The sequence below is a fragment of the Desulfolithobacter sp. genome, from assembly GCF_054025815.1.
Map to the genome: position 1 here is coordinate 100,637 of NZ_JBPMMS010000035.1, position 18,685 is coordinate 119,321.

13 protein-coding genes are annotated in these 18,685 nt (G+C 57.7%); 8 read left to right on the forward strand and 5 right to left on the reverse strand.

Annotation, left to right across the window (positions count from 1 at the left end; translation table 11 throughout):
• The first annotated feature begins 139 nt into the window (after positions 1-139).
• The 7 genes from obgE (at position 140) to ACXJJY_RS10415 (ending at position 10,946) form a co-directional block, all read left to right on the forward strand.
• The gene (obgE, locus tag ACXJJY_RS10385) at positions 140-1,144 is read left to right on the forward strand and encodes a GTPase ObgE (RefSeq protein ID WP_456387489.1); all 1,005 of its coding nucleotides are present in this window, start codon (positions 140-142) and stop codon (positions 1,142-1,144) included.
• Entirely contained in the window at positions 1,141-2,337 is a 1,197-nt protein-coding gene (gene proB / locus ACXJJY_RS10390) for a glutamate 5-kinase (RefSeq protein ID WP_456387490.1), read from the forward strand. Before obgE ends, proB begins: the two co-directional genes overlap by 4 nt.
• Positions 2,338-2,359: 22 nt before the next feature.
• Positions 2,360-3,625: a glutamate-5-semialdehyde dehydrogenase gene (locus ACXJJY_RS10395; protein WP_456387491.1), complete on the forward strand. Its 1,266-nt coding sequence runs from the start codon at positions 2,360-2,362 to the stop codon at positions 3,623-3,625.
• Between the two features lie 84 nt (positions 3,626-3,709).
• Positions 3,710-4,423, forward strand: coding sequence for a nicotinate (nicotinamide) nucleotide adenylyltransferase (gene nadD / locus ACXJJY_RS10400; protein ID WP_456387492.1), 714 nt, complete (start codon positions 3,710-3,712; stop codon positions 4,421-4,423).
• 87 nt (positions 4,424-4,510) lie between these two features.
• Positions 4,511-7,849: a UvrD-helicase domain-containing protein gene (locus ACXJJY_RS10405; RefSeq protein WP_456387493.1), complete on the forward strand. Its 3,339-nt coding sequence runs from the start codon at positions 4,511-4,513 to the stop codon at positions 7,847-7,849.
• Between the two features lies 1 nt (position 7,850).
• Positions 7,851-9,542 (forward strand): ATP-binding protein, encoded by a 1,692-nt coding sequence (locus tag ACXJJY_RS10410; protein WP_456387494.1) that lies wholly within the window; start codon positions 7,851-7,853, stop codon positions 9,540-9,542.
• Positions 9,543-9,608: 66 nt separating this feature from the next.
• Complete coding sequence (locus ACXJJY_RS10415; protein WP_456387495.1) at positions 9,609-10,946, forward strand: two-component system response regulator; 1,338 nt, start codon at positions 9,609-9,611, stop codon at positions 10,944-10,946.
• A 21-nt stretch (positions 10,947-10,967) separates the two neighbouring features.
• Here ACXJJY_RS10415 and ACXJJY_RS10420 read toward each other — a convergent pair whose 3' ends face one another.
• Both ACXJJY_RS10420 and ACXJJY_RS10425 read right to left on the reverse strand, forming a co-directional pair.
• Positions 10,968-11,417 (reverse strand): CBS domain-containing protein, encoded by a 450-nt coding sequence (locus tag ACXJJY_RS10420; protein ID WP_456387496.1) that lies wholly within the window; start codon positions 11,415-11,417, stop codon positions 10,968-10,970.
• Positions 11,418-11,466: 49 nt separating this feature from the next.
• On the reverse strand, positions 11,467-13,059 hold the full coding sequence (locus tag ACXJJY_RS10425) for an NAD(P)H-hydrate dehydratase (protein ID WP_456387497.1): 1,593 nt from the start codon (positions 13,057-13,059) through the stop codon (positions 11,467-11,469).
• 148 nt (positions 13,060-13,207) lie between these two features.
• On the opposite strand from ACXJJY_RS10425, the gene dfsP reads away from it, so the two are divergent.
• Positions 13,208-13,843 (forward strand): DUF166 family (seleno)protein DfsP, encoded by a 636-nt coding sequence (gene dfsP, locus ACXJJY_RS10430; protein ID WP_456387499.1) that lies wholly within the window; start codon positions 13,208-13,210, stop codon positions 13,841-13,843.
• Positions 13,844-13,977: 134 nt separating this feature from the next.
• On the opposite strand, the gene lptF is transcribed toward dfsP, so the two are convergent.
• The 3 genes from lptF to ACXJJY_RS10445 all read right to left on the reverse strand — a co-directional run bounded on the left by lptF (position 13,978) and on the right by ACXJJY_RS10445 (position 18,596).
• Entirely contained in the window at positions 13,978-15,408 is a 1,431-nt protein-coding gene (gene lptF, locus ACXJJY_RS10435; protein ID WP_456387501.1) for an LPS export ABC transporter permease LptF, read from the reverse strand.
• A gap of 97 nt (positions 15,409-15,505) precedes the next feature.
• Positions 15,506-16,891: a M23 family metallopeptidase gene (locus ACXJJY_RS10440; RefSeq protein WP_456387503.1), complete on the reverse strand. Its 1,386-nt coding sequence runs from the start codon at positions 16,889-16,891 to the stop codon at positions 15,506-15,508.
• Between the two features lie 169 nt (positions 16,892-17,060).
• The gene (locus ACXJJY_RS10445; protein WP_456387505.1) at positions 17,061-18,596 is read right to left on the reverse strand and encodes an Rne/Rng family ribonuclease; all 1,536 of its coding nucleotides are present in this window, start codon (positions 18,594-18,596) and stop codon (positions 17,061-17,063) included.
• Between the last annotated feature and the right edge of the window lie 89 nt (positions 18,597-18,685).

Here is an 18,685-nt window from a genome sequence, read left to right on the forward strand (position 1 = left end):
TTATGACGGAGCTTGGGAGGTACAACCTTTTTGCAGGGTAAGCTGAATAAAAAGAAAAAAAGAAAAAAAAAGAAAACCTGGAGCGAAGTGATCCGTTGCTGGACGGGGTATAGCTGCAGGTATAATGTGTGGATGATCTATGGCATTTGCGGATGAAGCAAAATTTTTCGTCAAGGCCGGAGACGGCGGCAATGGTTGCGTGTCATTCCGGCGCGAAAAATATGTGCCCAGGGGTGGGCCCAACGGCGGTGATGGCGGCCGGGGAGGCAACGTGTATCTTGTTGCGGATGCGCGCAAGATATCCCTGATGGACTTCCGTTACCGCTCTCATTTCAAGGCCGAGCGCGGTGCCAACGGTATGGGCAAGGACAAGCACGGCAAGGGTGGCCGGGACTGTTATGTTCCGGTGCCGCTGGGATCTGTGATTCGGGATGCCGAGACAGACGAGATCCTCGCCGACCTGGTGGAGCCGGATCAGGTTTTTCTTGCCGCCCGGGGAGGCAAGGGCGGGTTTGGTAACAGCCGTTTCGCCACCTCGACCAACCGGGCACCGAGAAAGGCAACCCCTGGCCAGCCGGGCGAGGAACGGTGGCTCAAGATAGAGCTCAAGCTGCTCGCGGACGTTGGGCTCATCGGCCTGCCCAACGCCGGCAAGTCGACCCTGCTGTCCCGGCTTTCGGCAGCTAATCCCAAGATCGCTTCCTACCCGTTTACCACGCTTGAGCCTCAGCTTGGAGTGCTCCAGTTCATGTACAGAGATCCCTGCATCATTGCTGATATCCCCGGCCTCATCGAGGGCGCCCACCAGGGAGTTGGCCTTGGTCACAGATTCCTGCGCCACGTGGAGCGGACATCGATCCTCCTGCATGTGATCGATGGCTCCAGTGAGAATGAACAGGCGTTGGCCGATTACCGGGTACTGGAAAACGAGCTCAGGCAATACAGGGACGAGCTGCTGAACCGACAGCATGTCGTGATACTCAACAAGATCGACCTGATCGGTCCTGAGCGACGGGCAAAACTGTTGGAACTGCTTGGTCAGACCGGCAGGCATGTACATGCCATTTCCGCCAGGACCGGGGAGGGTGTCGAAGAGCTCAAGGAACTGCTGGCCGAGCTCATGGAGCGTGGAGAGTATCTGTGACTTTCCAGGTGAACCGAGAGGACGGGCTTTTTTACCGTCAGACCCTGTTTGATCAGGCCCGGCGGGTAGTGATCAAGGTTGGCAGCGCGGTGTTGACCTATGCAGACGGTCTGAACCTGGAGGTGATCGACAACCTGGCCCGGGAGATTTCCTTTCTCTGTTCCACCGGCAGAGAGGTGATTCTGGTTTCTTCCGGTGCCGTGGCCGCGGGCCGTCAGCGGCTTGGAATGACCAGGCGGCAGCCCGGCGAGGAGCTGCGGGTCAAACAGGCCCTGGCCGCCATGGGGCAGGGATTGTTGATGCAGGCTTACGAGCAGGCATTTGATTTCCATGACCAACTGGTTGCTCAGGTACTTCTCACCCACGAGGATCTGGCCCACAGGGACCGGTACCTCAATGTCCGCAACACCATCTACACCCTGTTTGAGTTCGGGGTTGTCCCCATCATCAACGAAAACGACACAGTGTCGGTCAAGGAACTGCGTTTTGGTGACAACGACACCCTGGGGGCGCTGATTACCAATATGATCGGGGCCGATATGTATATCATGCTCACCGACGTGGACGGGCTGTACACAGCCAATCCTGTCACTGATCCCGGGGCCGAACCGGTCTACACCGTGGCCGAGATCACGCCGGAGGTGGAGCGCATGGCCGGTCATACCACCAGCCGGCTCGGGACCGGCGGTATGCAGACCAAAATCCGGGCCGCGCGGATGGTTTCGGCCTGCGGCGGCTCTTCCTTTATCGGCCCAGGGAGGAACCGGGATATTCTTCGCCAGCTTTTCAGCGGCGACATGGTGGGCACATTTTTCCTCCCGGCCCGGGACAAGATAACCAGCCGCAAGCACTGGATCGGACATGTGCTCAGGCCCAAGGGCTTTCTGATTCTGGATGACGGCGCCTGCCGGGCTGTCCGGGACCAGGGCAAGAGCCTGTTGCCTTCCGGCATCCTCGATGTTCGGGGTGATTTCGGTGTAGGGGCACCGGTCCACTGCCTCGACCGGCGGGAAAGGCTTGTGGCTGCCGGTTTGATCAATTACAGTGCTGATGATACCAGGAAGATCATGGGACACCGGTCCAGCGATATTACCGGTATTCTCGGATACAAGGACAGTGATGTAATTATCCATCGTGATAACCTGGTATTGCTCGACAGAAGTGACAATATCGCCCCAGGCGATGTTTCCTGAAGAAGTGAAGGAGGAAGACTGTATGGACCAGGGTCGCATAGAAGAAACAGTGGTTGAAATGGCCCGGGCAGCCAGGGTGGCGGCGCGGCAGCTGGCCACTTTGCCGGGTTCGGTTAAGGATCGGGTTCTGCTGCGTACAGCCGACCGGCTGCAGGAAGAGCGGGAGTATATTGGTCGTAAAAACGAGCTCGACCTGGCCGCCGGCCGGGAGAAGGGGCTGTCCCCGGCCATGCTGGACCGGCTGGCGCTGACCGACAAGGTCATCGATTCCATGGTTCTGGGCCTTCGCGAGGTGGCAGCCCTTCCCGATCCTGTGGGCGAGGTCGACGACATGAAGCGCCGGCCCTCCGGGATCATGGTAGGCCGAATGCGGGTGCCTCTGGGGGTTGTTGGTATGATCTACGAGTCACGGCCCAATGTGACCATAGACGCGGCAGCGCTCTGCCTGAAGTCGGGTAACGCCATCCTGCTGCGCGGCGGCTCCGAGGCCCTCCATTCCAACCTTGCCCTGGCCTCCATTGTCCAGGATGTTCTCCGGGAGGAGGGGGTCGATCCGGCGGTGATTCAGGTCATTCCCACCACCGACCGCCAGGCGGTCAACGTGATGCTGGCCCAGGAGGAATACCTGGACGTGATCATCCCCCGGGGCGGGGAGGGGCTTATCCGTTTTGTCTCAGAGACATCGCGCATCCCGGTGCTCAAGCATTACAAGGGGGTTTGCCATGTGTACATGGATGCGGAAGCAGATATCGACATGGGGGTCCGCATTGTCATGAATGGCAAGACCCAGCGGCCCGGAGTTTGTAACGCCCTGGAAGGGTTGTTGGTCCATCGGGACATTGCCGAAACCTTCCTACCGGCGGTGGCGGCGGAGCTGCGGAAGGCCGGGGTGGAGCTGCGGGGCTGCAAGCGCAGCTGTATCATTGTTCCGGATATGGTTCCTGCCGGCGAGTCGGACTGGGGTACAGAATTCCTCGACCTGATCATGGCGGTTCGGGTGGTGGACGATATGGACGAGGCCATGGCCTACATTCAGCAGTACGGATCCCAGCACACTGAAACCATTGTTACCCGTTCCTACTTCAATGGCCAGCGGTTCCTGCGCGAGGTGGACGCCTCGGCAGTGATGATCAATGCCTCGACCAGGTTCAACGACGGCGGCCAGTTCGGTCTCGGGGCCGAGATAGGCATCTCCACCACCAAGCTGCACGCCTATGGCCCCATGGGGCTCAAGGAGCTGACCACCCAAAAATTTATCGTCTACGGGGAAGGAGAGATTCGCTCGTAAGGCCGTCGGGTCGGGAGGTGTGTCGCGGTTGTGTTCAGCCCATGTTTTCGTTCCGGTCTCGACCGATTTCCGGCTTGTTAAAAGGTGAAAAACAAACAGCACATCGGGGTATTCGGAGGCACTTTTGATCCTGTGCATGAGGGTCATGTCCGGATTGCCGAGGCGGTACTGGCCTGCACCAGGCTGGATCTGTTCTTGTTTGTCCCGGCTTATCTTCCGCCGCATAAATGCGTTCCCGTGGCCCCCTTTGACCATCGGGTCGCCATGCTGGAGCTGGTCCTGGACGAAAAGAAATGCACAGGATGGCCCGAGCCTGGACAGGCCGAGGTCGCTGTCTCCCGGATCGAGGCCGAACTCAAGACCCCGTCCTACACCATAGATACTCTCAAAGGCCTGGAGGGACGACTGGGGCCTGCTGTTTTTCATCTGGTCATCGGGGCCGATTCCCTGGTCGAGCTTCATCTCTGGTACCGTTACAGAGAGATTCTGCACAGGTGTCACCTGCTGGTGGCCGCCCGGGTCGGTATCTCTTTTGCCGCTGTGCAGCACGCCATTGGCAGACTGCCCGGTGGATATGTCCGTCAGGGCTTCTCAACTACCTGGTGTTCCACGGTTTCGGGAAGAAAGATGACCATCACGTACATCGAGTCGGTTCAGGTACCGGTCTCTTCCACCGGAATCCGTCGGGAGCTGGCGGCCGGACAACGGCCGGCCATGGTCGCACCGGTGGTCCTGGAGTATATCGAAAAACACGGGCTCTACCGGTTCCAGGGTAGAAAAACAAAAACCGGAGCTTGACAAGCGATTCACTGTGGGGCACTGACCAGGTGGCAGGCCGGTATCCGGTTCGCTGGCTTGATTTTGTAACCCGATCCGGAAGGACCGATGCGTTATATTGCCGATCTGCATATTCATTCCATGTATTCGCGGGCCACGAGCAAGGCCAGCCACATTCCCGGTCTTGCAGCCTGGGCCGCTGTCAAGGGGATCCAGGTTATCGGAACCGGTGATTTTACCCATCCGGCCTGGTTCGCCCACCTTCAGGAACATCTGGAAGAGGCAGAGCCGGGACTGTACCGTCTGCGCCAGGATGTACGATCGGTCGACCCAGGCGGGATTTTGCCAGGAGGAATGCAGCTTCCCGACACCTCCCGGGTCCGTTTTGTCCTCAGCGCCGAGATCAGCCTGATCTATAAACGGGACGGCCGGGTGCGCAAGGTTCATAACGTGATCTTTGCTCCGGATTTCGCCTCGGTCAAACGGCTGAACAATCGGCTGGCCGGTATCGGCAACCTGGAAGCCGACGGCCGCCCCATTCTCGGGCTGGATTCCCGCGATCTGCTGGAAATTGTCCTGGAGACAGTGCCCGACGGAGTCCTGGTTCCGGCCCATATCTGGACTCCCTGGTTTTCCCTCTTTGGCTCCAGATCCGGTTTTGATGATATTAAAGAGTGTTTCGGAGACTTGACGCCGCACGTCTTTGCTCTGGAAACTGGACTCTCTTCGGATCCGGACATGAATCGCCGGATCTCAGGCCTTGACCGTTACACCCTGATTTCCAATTCCGATTGTCACTCCCCTCAAAAGCTCGGCCGTGAAGCCAACCTCTTTGATACCGGGTTCAGCTATCCGGAGATGATGGCTGCCATCCGCAGGCCGCAGGACGAATCCGGTAAACAGGTCTTTGCGGCCACCATCGAGTTCTATCCAGAAGAAGGAAAATATCACTGCGACGGCCACCGGAAATGCGGGGTCTGCCTGGAGCCGGCTCAGTCTGTAGAGCATGGAGGAACCTGCCCGGTCTGCGGCCGGCCGCTCACCATTGGCGTTCTCTACCGGGTCATGGAGCTGGCAGATCGGCCTGAAGCTGTCTATCCGCCAGGCTCACCGGCAGTTCACAGCCTGATTCCCTTACCGGAAATTCTCAGCGAGCTGCTGGGTACCGGTCCGGCGACCAAGAGGGTCATGACTGCCTATGCCGGGCTGATCAACCGGTTCGGCTCGGAATTTGAAATTCTGCTGCAGTTGCCGATCAAGGATATTGCCGACCACGGTTCGCCGATGCTGGCCGAGGCCATCGACCGGGTTCGAAAAGGGGATGTGATCCGCCAGCCAGGATTTGACGGCCAGTTCGGGGTGATCAGGGTTTTCTCCCCACAGGAGCGGGATCGGCTGGCCGGGCAGTTGCAGCTCTTCGGGGTGTCACCGGTCCGGAAACGTAAAAAAAAAGAATTAAACCCACCAGCCTTTTCCGAAAAAGATCCTGTCAGAAATGACCGGGATCAAACGCAGCAGATTGCCAACAGAGAGCAGGATGCAGCCATCAACAGTACCGCCCGCCGTATCATAGTTACTGCCGGACCGGGTACCGGAAAGACCTATACCCTGGTCCAGCGGGTTATCCAACGGCTCCGGTCCGAACCCGATTCGGTCCACACTGTCATCACCTTTACCAACAAGGCGGCCGACGAGGTGCGGGACCGGATCCGGGTCGCGATCGGTAGAGGGGACGGTGCTCGGGTCGCTACCTTCCATGGCTTCTGTCTCCACTGGCTCAGGCGGTTTCGGCCGCAGCTTCAGGTCGCCGGACCGGAACTGCGGCGCCTGGTTCTTCGCCGCTTGTTTCCGGATCTTTCGACCAGCCTCTTATGCCGGCGGGCAACCAGGATCGGGGTTCTTCTCGGGCATCGCTCAAGCCCCCGACCGGCGTGGTTTGCTTCTTACACGGAATACCTGAGAGAGAACCGCCTGGTGGACATCGATGGGGTGGTGCCGGCTATGCTTGAACTCCTGGGAAACACCGACATCCGGGACCAGGTCGTGCGTCATACCGGCCATCTCTTTGTTGACGAGTTCCAGGACTGCAACGAAACCCAGTATCTCTTGGTCCGTGAGCTTGCCGGTGGATGCCCGGTTTTTGTGATCGGTGATCCCGACCAGGCCATCTACGGCTTCCGCGGTGCCGATCCCTGCTGGTTTTTTCGTTTTATCGACGAGTTGACTCCGGAGCAGTACCATCTCTTTCAGAATTACCGCTCCGGCGAGATCATAGTCAGGGCGGCCGCCCGGGTCATTGCCAACAACCGGAGGAGTTCAACCGGACAACCTGTGGTCTGTCACCGGAAAGCAGAGGCCCGGATATACCTCCACCAGGCCGATAACGAGTCGACAGAGGCTCGTTTTGTCGTTGACCGGATCCAGGATCTCCTTGGCGGGACAAGCCACCGGGTCATCGACGGTCTACAGCATAACCAGCTGTTTGTCGACAATGAGCTAAGCGGGCTCGAGGCAGGTCTTGGCGACATAGCTGTCCTCTATCGCACCGGAAGGCAGGCCGAGGCTCTGGCCAAGGCCTGCGCTGAGGCTTCCATTCCGGTCCAGGTGGTCGATATTGAACCTTACTACTGCAAGGGCGATCTGCGGATACTCTACCTCTGGATTATCCTGGCTGCCGGGCGGGCGGACAGCGGTCATCTCTTCGATCTTCTGCGCCGGGAAGACGGGGTCGGCAGGCAGACCCTTGCCAGCCTTGAGGGGGCATTGCCGTGCAGCGGACCGATTCCTGTCAGGGATCTTGTCAACTTCCTCGCCTCCGGTGTTGAACCTGGAGCGGACAGGCGATTAAGCTCCTTTTTGTCCCAGGTCCGCCGGATGCAGGACCTGTGGAATCAAGGAGACCTGGAACCGCTCCTTTCCGAACTCATCGACCGGTACAGGCTTGACCGGGAAGAAGATGATATGGTGCGTTTTTTTCAGCTGGCGGCGACCTTTGGCCAGGACCTGGACGGATTTGCCCGTCACTTGCAGGACTACAGCACCTCCCAGGTGTATGATCCAGGAGCCGAAGCCGTCTCCCTGATGACCATTCACGCTGCCAAAGGCCTGGAATTTCCGGTGGTTTTCCTGGTGGGGCTGGAGGAGGAGCTTCTACCACTGTGCCGGAGGCAGCCAGCCGGGCAGGACTGCGTGGAAAGCACTGATGGCGGGGATGAGGTCGCCCACCTGGAAGAGGAGCGTCGACTTTTTTATGTGGGCATGACACGGAGCAGCAGGCTGCTCTTTCTTTCCCACTGCCGGACGCGCATGGTGCACGGACAGCGACTCCTGTGCACCCGGTCCCGTTTTATCGACGAAATCGGTCCGGACCTCTTGGAGGAAACAACCCATGCCACACTCCGGCCCAGGCGGAGGAAAAAGTCCCCACGTCAACTGCCGCTTTTCTGATATGACCCGGAAGCCAGATACCCAACTCAGGATTGAAGAACTCAGCCGGGAAGTTGCCCGTCTCAAGCAGGACAACAGGATCCTGCGGGAAAAGGTGAACCGGTCGGATGCGGTCAGCAAGGCGAAATCCGACTTCCTGGCCATGATCAGTCACGAGATCCGGACTCCCATGAACGGGGTGATAGGCCTGACCGAGTTGCTGCTCGGCACCGGTCTGGACGACAAACAGCGTCATTTCGCCCGTCTCATCCTGACATCGGCCCAGAGCCTCATGACCCTGATCAATTCCCTGCTCGATTTCAGCAAGATCGAGGCCCGGAAAATGGTCATTGAATCCCGCTCCTTTGATTTGCGTCGGCTGGTCAGGGAGGTGAGCCAACTTTACACCCCCACTGCGGATCGAAAGGGGATCAGGATGAATACCGAGGTGGATCAAGCTCTGGCCAGGATGTATGTGGGAGATCCCCAACGGATCCGTCAGGTGCTGACGAACCTGATCGGCAACGCGGTCAAGTTTACCGCCCAGGGGACTATTTCTCTTCAGGTCCAGCTCACCTCCCGTCGTGACCGTCATGACACCGTCCTTTTTTCAGTAAGCGATACCGGGCCCGGCATTCCGGGGGACAAGATCGATACCATCTTCGAACCGTTCAGCCAGGTCGACGCCTCGGCCACCCGGCACCACGGCGGTACCGGCCTGGGACTTGCTATCAGCCATGACCTGGTTTCGCTCATGGGGGGTGAGATCGGGGTGGACTCCATTCCGGAACGGGAAACCACCTTTCTCTTTACCCTGCCTCTGGTTCGCAGCGACGCGTCGCTGCGGAGGGAAAAAAAGGCCGACGGATCGGTCTCCGCTCCCCGGTCCGGGCCTGAACGACCGACTCAACCTGTGCCGACCGGCTTCCGGTCCCCCCGGATTCTCATCGTTGACGACGATAGCACCAACCGGATCGTTGTCGAGGAAATCTTCAAGCGCAGTGGGGTCGTGCCGACGGTGGTCAGCAGCGGAATGGAGGCCGTGGACCGTTGCCTGAAAGAGAAGTTTGATCTCATCTTCATGGATTGCCAGATGCCGGATATGGACGGTTTTCAGACCGCGGTCCAGATCCGGGCCAATGCCGAATCCAGAGGAGTCCGCTGTCCGGTTATCATTGCCCTGACCGCCGATATCACCGAGGAGACCAGGAGGCGATGCCAGCGGTGTGGGATGGAGGGTTATCTGGCCAAGCCCTTTTCGCGCCGGGACCTGCAGCAGGTTCTCGACACCTGGCTGTCTCCTGGAGTCATCCAGGTAGCTCTGGAAGAGGGAGCCGATGAAAAAGAATCGTTTCAGCGGGATTCTGCCGGTAAAACCGAGGTTGTCGATCAGGTGGTGATTGACAGGCTTATCCGTAATGTCGGCAAGATAGACAGAGTTGTTAATGTGTTTGTTGCAGACCTTGAGAATCGTATTCAGCAGATGGAGGAGGCGATCCGGGCCGGGGACCGGGAAGGACTGCAACGGGCTGCCCATACCCTGAAGGGCAGTTGCAGCCAGTTCGGGGCCCGGCAACTGACCCGGTTGTGTCTGCAGGCGGAGCAGATGGGACAGGATGGAAACCTGGGCAATATATGGCCGCTGATCGGCCAGATCGGTCGTGAGGCTGAAATGGTTCGGGAAAAACTTATTGAGTTTCTTGAAAACAGGTAAGTTATCCTGCAGAATAAGACGACGGCAAGGTAGATGGGCTCTTGCTCTTACAGGGAGGAGAAGACCGTGACAGCAGCTTTGTTTTCAGGAGGCATTTCCCGTATTCTGGTCGCCGACGATGACGAAGTCATCCGAATGCTGTTGATCCAGTTTCTGGAAGGTGAGGGGTATGAAGTCCAGGGAGCGGCTACCGGCAGTGAAGCCATGGATATGGCTTCCTCGGCCAGCTTTGATCTGATTATCCTGGACATTGCCATGCCCGACTACGATGGTTATACCATCTGCGAGAATATCCGGGCCTCCCTGGAAAGTCCGCCACCTGTCTTGATGGTGACCGCCCTGGAAAACGAAGAGAGCGTCGATCGATCCTTTGAGGCCGGGGCCGTGGATTATATCCGTAAGCCGATCCAGTGGTCGGTCCTGAAGAACCGGATCCGTTACATCCTCGGGGCCAGCCTGGCCCGTCATGAGCTGGAACAGCTTACCCGCAGCTACGAGATGATCCTGGACGCGGCGGCCAACGGTATCTGCGGGGTCGATGAGGATCGGCGCATCAGTTTCATCAACCCGGCCGCTCTGGCCATGCTCGGCTACGAGCGTGACGAGGTCGTCGGCCGGCGATGCGACATCGTTTTCAAGCTTTCCATGCCGGGCACCACCGATTTCAACGTCAATGCCTGTCCTTTTCTAGTCCCGGAAAACATCCAGCCCGCATCCATCCATCACGACGAAATCCGCATGCTCCGCCACGACGGCAGCAGCTTCCTGGCCGACTATCGGGCGACGCCGATAATGAGCGAAGGTCGGATCAAGGGCGGGGTCATCGTCTTCCAGGATATCACCGAACGCCACGCCGCTGCCGAGATTATCCGTTACATGGCCAATCACGACTCTCTCACCAGCCTGCGCAACCGCAACTATTTTCACCGGAGGTTGCCTCAGGCCATTTCCCTGGCCAAGCGCTACGGCCATATGCTTTGTCTGCTGTTCATCGACCTGGATCGCTTCAAGCCGGTGAACGACACCTACGGCCATGCGGTAGGGGATCTGGTCCTCAAGGAGGTGGCCCGCCGGCTGACCAGCATGCTTCGTTCCTCGGACTCGGTCTGTCGGCTGGGCGGGGACGAGTTCGTCATCCTGCTGGAGAGTTCCAGCTCGGCGGAAGGAGCCAGGAAGGTAGCCCGGAAGGCCATTGATCTGCTCAGTAAACCCATCGAAGCGGGCAAGCACGTGTGCTACATCGGTGCCAGTATCGGTATATCCATCTATCCCCTGGACAGTGAGGACGCGGAGACCATGATCCGTCATGCCGATATCGCCATGTACCGGGCCAAGGAAAAGGGTCGAAACCGCTTCGAGTTTTACGCCGAAGGTTGTTCCGAGCTGCCTGCCACCGGCGGATAGGGTGCCGGATCTGCTTCGGGCTCAGGAGTAGATGGACCGGATGATGTCGGATTTGCCGATGACGCCCACAAGGTTTTCTCCCTCCATGACCGGCAGGGTATGCACCCCTTTTTCCGACATCAGGGTGGCTATTTCATCCAGTGGGGTGTCCGGAGTCACGGCGATCAGCTCCCGGGTGAAAATATCACCTACTCGCGTACCGGCCATCTTGCGAAGATCCTTTTCCATTTTTTCCGGGCTTTCCAGGAAGATGAAGCTGTCAAGGATGGCCAGCACCGTCGGAATATGGACCTTTTTGTTCTGGTCGATCAGGTCACTTTCCGTGACCACACCGACTACCTTGCCCTGCTTGTCCAGGACCGGGGCGCCGCTGACCCTGTTTTCCGACAGGGTCCGGGCAAGGTCTTTTACCGGGAGATCCTCGTTCACCGTGATGACCTTGCGGGTCATGATGTCTTTTGCCTGCAGCATGTTGGTCTCCTGTCATTTGTTGTCGTCTTTTCTTTAAAAAATGGTGCTGTCAGTGGCTGTTGTGCGTCATAAGGTCTGTCATGGCTTCCGGTATCATGGCTGCAACCTCCGAAGCTGTGAAACCGATCTTTTTGCGGTCCTGCAGCAGGTCAGCGGCCAGGCCGTGGAGATAAACTCCCAGACGGGCCGCGTCCCAGGGGTCGTATCTCTGAGCCAGGAGACCTCCAATCAGGCCGGATAGCACATCTCCCATGCCACCGGTGGCCATGCCGGGATTTCCGCTGGTGTTGACGGCCCAGGAACCGCGGGAATGAGCGATCATGGTGCCGGCACCTTTAAGCACGGTGATGATTTCGCCCTGGCCACCTGCCCGTCCGGAAAAAAAGGTTGCCGCCTTCACCCGGTCGGCCTGGATGGCTCTGGTGGAGAGTCCGGTCAGACGCGCCATTTCGCCGGGATGCGGGGTTAGTATCCGCGGAGCCGGCGGATTGTCGATGAGATGTGGCTCAAGCGCAAGGATATTCAAGGCATCGGCATCGAGTACCATGGGCAGGGTCACGTCCCGGTACAGGTGGAAGACAAGTTCCCTGGTCCGGGAATCGGTACCTATTCCCGGGCCGATAACCAGGGCTCTCTTGCCTCTGGTGGCTTCCAGGATCAGGTCATAGTCCTCATATCCGGGGGCTGTTTCGCTGCCCGGGAGAGATATGGTCATGGCTTCCGGCAGGGCGGTTTCGAAGATTGGGTTCAGTCCGTGGGGTACCGCCAGGCTGACCAGTCCTGTGCCGGAGTGGAGTCCTCCCAAAGCGCTGAGAATGGCTGCCCCGGTCTTGCCGATAGAGCCGGCAATGATGAGCAGGTGACCGCAGCTACCCTTGTGGGTCACCGGGGACCTGTGTCGCAGCAGGCGGCCGATCCCCGGACCCACTGTTTCTCCTTCGAGCCCTGCTTCAACCACTGCCCGGGACGGTATGGTGATGTCGATCACCTGGAGACGGCCCACGTTTTCGGCTCCATTGAGAAAATGGGCTGGTTTGGCTACGCCGTAGGTGGCGGTCAGGTCGGCGCGCACCACAGTGCCCAGAATCTGGCCGGTGTCGGCGTTCAGGCCGGAAGGGATGTCCACCGCCACAACGGGCCATCCCGCATGGCGGGAGAGATCGTTTAGCAGCTCGATAACCCTGGCAAAACGGCCCTGTATTTCCCGGGCAAGCCCGGTGCCGAACAGGCCGTCGACCAGGACAAGGACCGGGTTGCGACCATGATGATGGTGGATTGTTTCCCGGATGCGGGCTGGATCGGTATCGTCGTCCACCACCTCACAGTCCAGGCCCAGTGCCTGAACAATCCGGGCATTGATCCGGGCATCACCGCGGAGACTGTCCGGGTCGACCAGGAAAAAAAGCAGCGGATGGCCACCCTGGTTGTGGACGTGGCGACCGATGACCAGAGCGTCTCCGCCGTTATTGCCCGGACCAATGAAGAGGACGACAGTCCGGCCGGCAACCGGCCCGAGTTCATTGCAGATGAACTCCAGGGTTCCCCGTCCGGCGTTTTCCATCAGGACGATTCCCGGGATCCCGAACTCTTCTATGGCCCTGCGGTCCAGGGCCTGCATCTGTGAAGCAGTGGCGAGTTTCATGACTTTATGTTTTCTGCTCGGCTGTCGGGCAACAGTATGGCGTTGCCCGGGAAGGTAGGATTCCTTGTTCGACAATCCCGTCTGCAACGGATAAAGTGGCAGAGGGTCACTCAAACTATATATCTTTTTTTGCTGGTGGGCAATTTGTATGCAGATAGTTGTCTTTGAACAGAATGGTTCCGGGCGGGAAAAAATCGATGGCATAGGACGCTTTGGCCGGGGAATCGAGATCAGACGGATTATCCGCATCGATGAGGCGTTGCCTGATTTCATCGATGAACCGGAGGTCTACATCAAGGATGATTTCAGCGCTGATCTGGTGCTCGATTATTTGACCCATCCCGATCTATCCCATTACCTGGTTTCGGTTTGTCTCCGGAAAGGAATACCGGTCATTGCCTCGGGCCGCAAAAGCGAGGGTGCCCTGACCCCGTTTACATGCTGTGGCCTTGGCCGCCATAAAAATCTGGGACTCTATGGAGACCAGTTCGGGCTGCCAGAATACCGGGTAACGCTTGCAGAAAACCGCATTATAAGCCTTGAGGTACTGCGCGGGGCGCCCTGCGGTGCTACCTGGGACGTGCTTTCTCAAGTGGTCGGTGTCGAGGTCGACGAGGCCCTGAATCTCCTGCCGCGGGAAATTCAGTACCTCTGCGTGGCCAACCCGTCCCGTTTTGATCCTGTAAGTGGCAAGAGCCCCGTCCATTACGCCGGCCATGTACACCGGGCCGCGCTCCAGAAGGGAATCGACCAGGCCCTGAAGGACCGAAAAAAAGGGAGCTGATTCCAGCCCCGTCCCGGCCTCGTTCTTGTTGTCTCTGTTGGGGAGGATTGAAATTTTCTCCTTGAGTTTCCCTTTGTGGGTTATGGATGATTTTTTCCTGACGACCACTGAAAATCTCTCAAATCAGATGGCAGTCACATATCTTTTTGCTCTTTTGCCTGGAGGCTTTGGCAGAAGGGACAGGGGGCAAAACCGGCTCTTTGCGCCACCTGGATATCCTTGAAGTGAATGGTGCAGCGTCGGTCATGATAGAATGCACAGCGGGGCAGGTGAAAGATGCGGCGCTGGGGATCGGCATGGATGAGCAGATGTGTGTCCTGCGCTGCTCTTCCCCGGGGAGTGGGCCGTCGTCCCCGGATATGGCGGGCAAACAGTTGGACGAGCTTACGTTTGGCCGGGTCCATGAATCGCCGCCAGAGGGTGAAAAACAGATTCTGTACCGGTTCCGGAACCAGGCTTTTTTCCTGTTCAGTCCGAAAAAAAAGATAGATTGTGATCAGGGCCAGCACACCATTGGCCATCCACATCCCGAACACCAGGGGCAGCTTGCGATTTTCCACCAGGTTGGAGCCGGTGGTGAACAAAATGTAGTAGAATATAAAAAAGAACAATCCAAGGGGAATGCCGATGGCCCTCTTGCCAGGTGCAGCCTGCAGCCCAAGGGGTACACCAAGCAGGCTGAGAATGAAGCAGCCCACTGGCAGGGTGAGCCGTTTATGCAGCTCCATCAGGTAGCGGATACCTTGCCTGGTCTCCGGGCCGGCCTGTTTTGACGCATCCCTGAGCTGTGGCAGAGTCATGGAGCCCTTGCCCTGCTTGACACTTTTGAAACCGCCGGGAGTCTTGACCGGGATCTGCAGCAGGTAGCGCTGGAAGCGGATCACCTGGCTGTCAGGACCGTCAGCATGATGCAGGGTCCCGTCTTCCAGGACCACGGTTACCAGCATTCGTTCCACATCGGCCTCCATGTGTCCGCCCCTGGCCATGGTGATCATGGGCTGCTTCCGGCCCCGCATATCCGAGACATACACCCCGTGCCACTGCCTGTCGCGGTCTACCCGGTCCACATAGATAACCAGGTTGCCCAGGGCTTCAGTGAATGTGCCGGCCTCGATCCCCCGGTCGATCTTTTCCCTGGCCAGCTGGAACATGAGCTGGCGCATGGCCACCTTGCCCGCCGGAACGAGATGGACGGAAAAGAGGAGGGTGATTCCGGTGATGGCCGCTGCCACCAGGATCACCGGCAGAGCCAGTTGATAGATACTGACACCGCAGGCCTTGAGGGCCAGGATCTCCCGTTCGGTGGTCATCCTTGTAAAGCCTATAATGACTCCGGTCATGCTGGCCATAGGCAGGACATAAAGCAGCATGTGCGGAGAAAGATAGGTGAAAAGGCGGATGAAGTCGCCAATGCCGATACGCAGGGCCAGAACCTCTTCCAGGATGGGCATGAGCCGGACCAGAAAAAAAACACAGTAGAGGATGGCTGCGCTGGCGAAAAACGGCGCCAGAAGTTCGGTGGCGATGTAGCTGTAGAGCAGAAGCGGCAGGCGGAGACGCGGCATGGCAGGTCGATGAACTCCGGGTCATCCCGGGATGACCGTAAGGCTGCTTTGATTGCAGCCCGTTGTCATCCCGGAGGCAATGGCGGGCGGCAGGGATTTAGAGCTGGCTGTCACTGAGCACGGCATTGATGTTGACATCGATCCAGTGTTGATCCCACCATTCCACAGGGGTGACGAAGATGCCGTGAACCAGCATGGAGAAATGGAGGTGGTCTCCTCCGGCCATGCCGGTGGCCCCGGAATGACCTATCAGGTCGCCTTTCTTGACCAGTGTTCCGGTTTCGGTATCGATACGGCTTAAATGGGAATAGAGGCTGTAAAGACCCTGGCCATGGTCGATAATCACGGTGTTTCCATAGATACCCAGATAATCAGTGAAGACAACCTTGCCGTTGTTGGCAGCCTTGATCGGAACTCTGGCCGTGGAAGCGATGTCCATTCCCAGGTGTACCTGGTGGTCAATGGCTTTATTTTTGTAATAATAGGTTCGCTGGTCGGCGAATCCGGCCCGGCCGGCCCCGGGCATGCGCAAGAAGCGGTCTTTCCACATCTGATCAGGCACCGGGTTGGCGCATATCTCCCTGATGGCACTGGCATTACGCTGGCGGATCTCATTGTTGGCAAAGAGATATTTTTCCAGATCGGAACCGCTCATCTCCGGGTAATGGGCCTCGAACTCGGGGATCTTTCGCTTGAGGAAACCGTCGCTGACATTGATCCGGTCTTTCTTCTCCCGGACCTTCTTGTAGATCATGGAAAAGACAGCCTTGCCACGGTTTCCGGCCCTGTCTTCGGCGATCACCTCGGTTTTCCGGGGTGGTTCGGCGTTCCAGGGCAGGGCTATGTAGGCAATATATCGGTTATCCCTGATGGGCAATGGATAGCCTTGAAAAAAGTTGTCATCGATGAGAACTCCGTGGCGTACGGTTTCTTCCGAGAGGTCGTAGACCACGATCCCTGAACCACCAGGGCGGATGTAGCGCTGGGCATGGGCCATGGTGACCCTGGGGGCGCGGGTATCGACAATCACCTCCAGGCGCTGTTCGGTGGTGTTGCCTTGAAACGTCTTGTTCAGGGAAAAATCACGGACCTGGAGGACCAGTTCCGCCTTGCCATCCTTGATTCCGGCCTTGCGGGCGTCAAAGGAAAAGGTGCCGCTTTCGCTGGCGGGTCCGGCCTGGGAGAACCAGGCCTGGCGCGGAAATTTTTTCTCCAGAAGGACGACGGATTTTCCGTTCTGGACAATGGAAATGACAATGGACGAGATGCCGCTCTTCCCGTCCCGGGCATGCCAGGGAAGGGAGGCCCTGGTGCCCAGGTATTGAGTGTCGGAGTCGATGGTGATGGTGGGCTTTTCATTTTCAAAGAGGATCAGTCCGCCGGCCGTCAGTCCGCCGGCCAGGATGATGATGAGGAGGAAGAGAATTTTGCGGCCAATACCGCTGTTTTTTCTCGATCTTTTGAGTCTGTTATGTCGTGCCATGCCTGTAACCGTCCTTATCGGTATTCAATCTGTTCACAGTGGCTCATTGTCTGCCGGTACGATATGTAGCAGGGGACAGTCATTATGCGCGATAACGTTCCTGCTCCGGCCTTTGTTCCGGACGCCGAGGCGTTTCTCAGGTCCTGTTTTTTTAGGCCAGCTGAAAAAATTATTCGTTCCAGATGACCTCGTAGCGCTTGATGTGAATATCCCGAACCGGGATGATGGTGAAACGCTTTCCCGTTTCCTGCTCCAGCATTTCGATATTGGAGCTCTCTTCCCGCAACAGCATGTCAGCCACCCGGGGGTGTACCTTGATGGTCACGTTGCTGCCGCCGATTTTTTTTGCGTCACGGGAGATCTTGCGGAAGATCTCATAGCATATGGAGCGCCTGGACTTGATGATCCCGTCACCGCCGCAGTAGAAACAGGGCTCGCTCATGAGCTGGGAGAGACTTTCACAGGAGCGCTTGCGGGTCATCTGGACCAGGCCAAACTCCGAGAGTCTGAGAATATTGACCCGATTTTTGTCCTTGCGCATGGCCTCCTGGAAGGCGGTAAACAGCTCCTCGCGGTGCTGTTCGCTGTCCATATCGATGAAATCGATGATAATGATTCCGCCGATGTTGCGTAGCCTCAGCTGGTAGGCAATTTCCTTGACCGCCTCCATATTGGTTTTGAAGATTGTCTCGGCCAGATCGTTTTTTCCCACATAACGCCCGGTGTTGACGTCGATGACGGTCAGAGCCTCGGTGGTCTCAATGATGATATAGCCGCCCGAACGAAGCCAGACTTTTTTATCCAGGGCCCGGTTGATGTCCACCTCGATTCCGTAGGACTCGAACAGCGGCGTTGTTCCGTCATAGTGGACAATTTTGCTCTGCAGTTCCGGGGCAAAGGTCTGGACAAAGGAGAGCAGACGTTCGTATACCGGCCTGGAGTCTACAATCAGTTCATTGATATCCTTGGTGAACAGGTCGCGGACCGAACGGAGCACCATGTCCAGGTCCTTGTAGACCAGGCTGGGTACCGGGGCCTTGGCGGCCGTGCCCTTGATCTCGTCCCAGAGAACGAGCAGAAACTCCATATCCGCCTCCAGCTCATCGTCGCTGACGTTTTCCGCCACGGTGCGGACAATGAACCCGGTTCCCTGTGGACGCAGTTTTTCAATGGTTTCCCTGAGGCTCTGGCGGACTGCCTCGTCGGTTATTTTGCGCGAAATACCGATATGATCGGTAAGAGGCATAAAGACCAGATTGCGGCAGGGCAGGGTGATGTGGCAGGTCAGGCGGGCACCCTTGGTTCCAATCGGTTCTTTGGAAATCTGAACCAGTACTTCCTGCCCTTCCTTGAGCAGTTCATCAATGCCTGGAGCACTGGTCGACCGTTCAGGGCTGTCCTGCTCAGGGGAGTCCAGGGTGTACTGGGTGCAGGGCTGGTCACCGTTGACCATGCGTTTTTCAATATCATCGGTTGCCGCGATGTGAATGTCATCCACGTAGAGAAAACCCGTGCGCTCCAGGCCGATATCGACAAAAGCCGCCTGCATTCCAGGAAGGACCCGGACCACTCTGCCCTTGTAAATGTTTCCTGTCAGGCCCTTTTCCGCAGGCCTTTCAAGGTGAAATTCCAGAAGATTACCGGCCTCCACCAGGGCGATACGGTTTTCATAGGGTGTTGCGTTGATCAGGATGTCTGTGTACATATATATCTTTTGTTTATGGAGAGTGCAGAAGTGATCGGCTCGGATCAGAGTCCGTGACCTGAAAAGATTTTTGTCTCCCAACTGTCAAG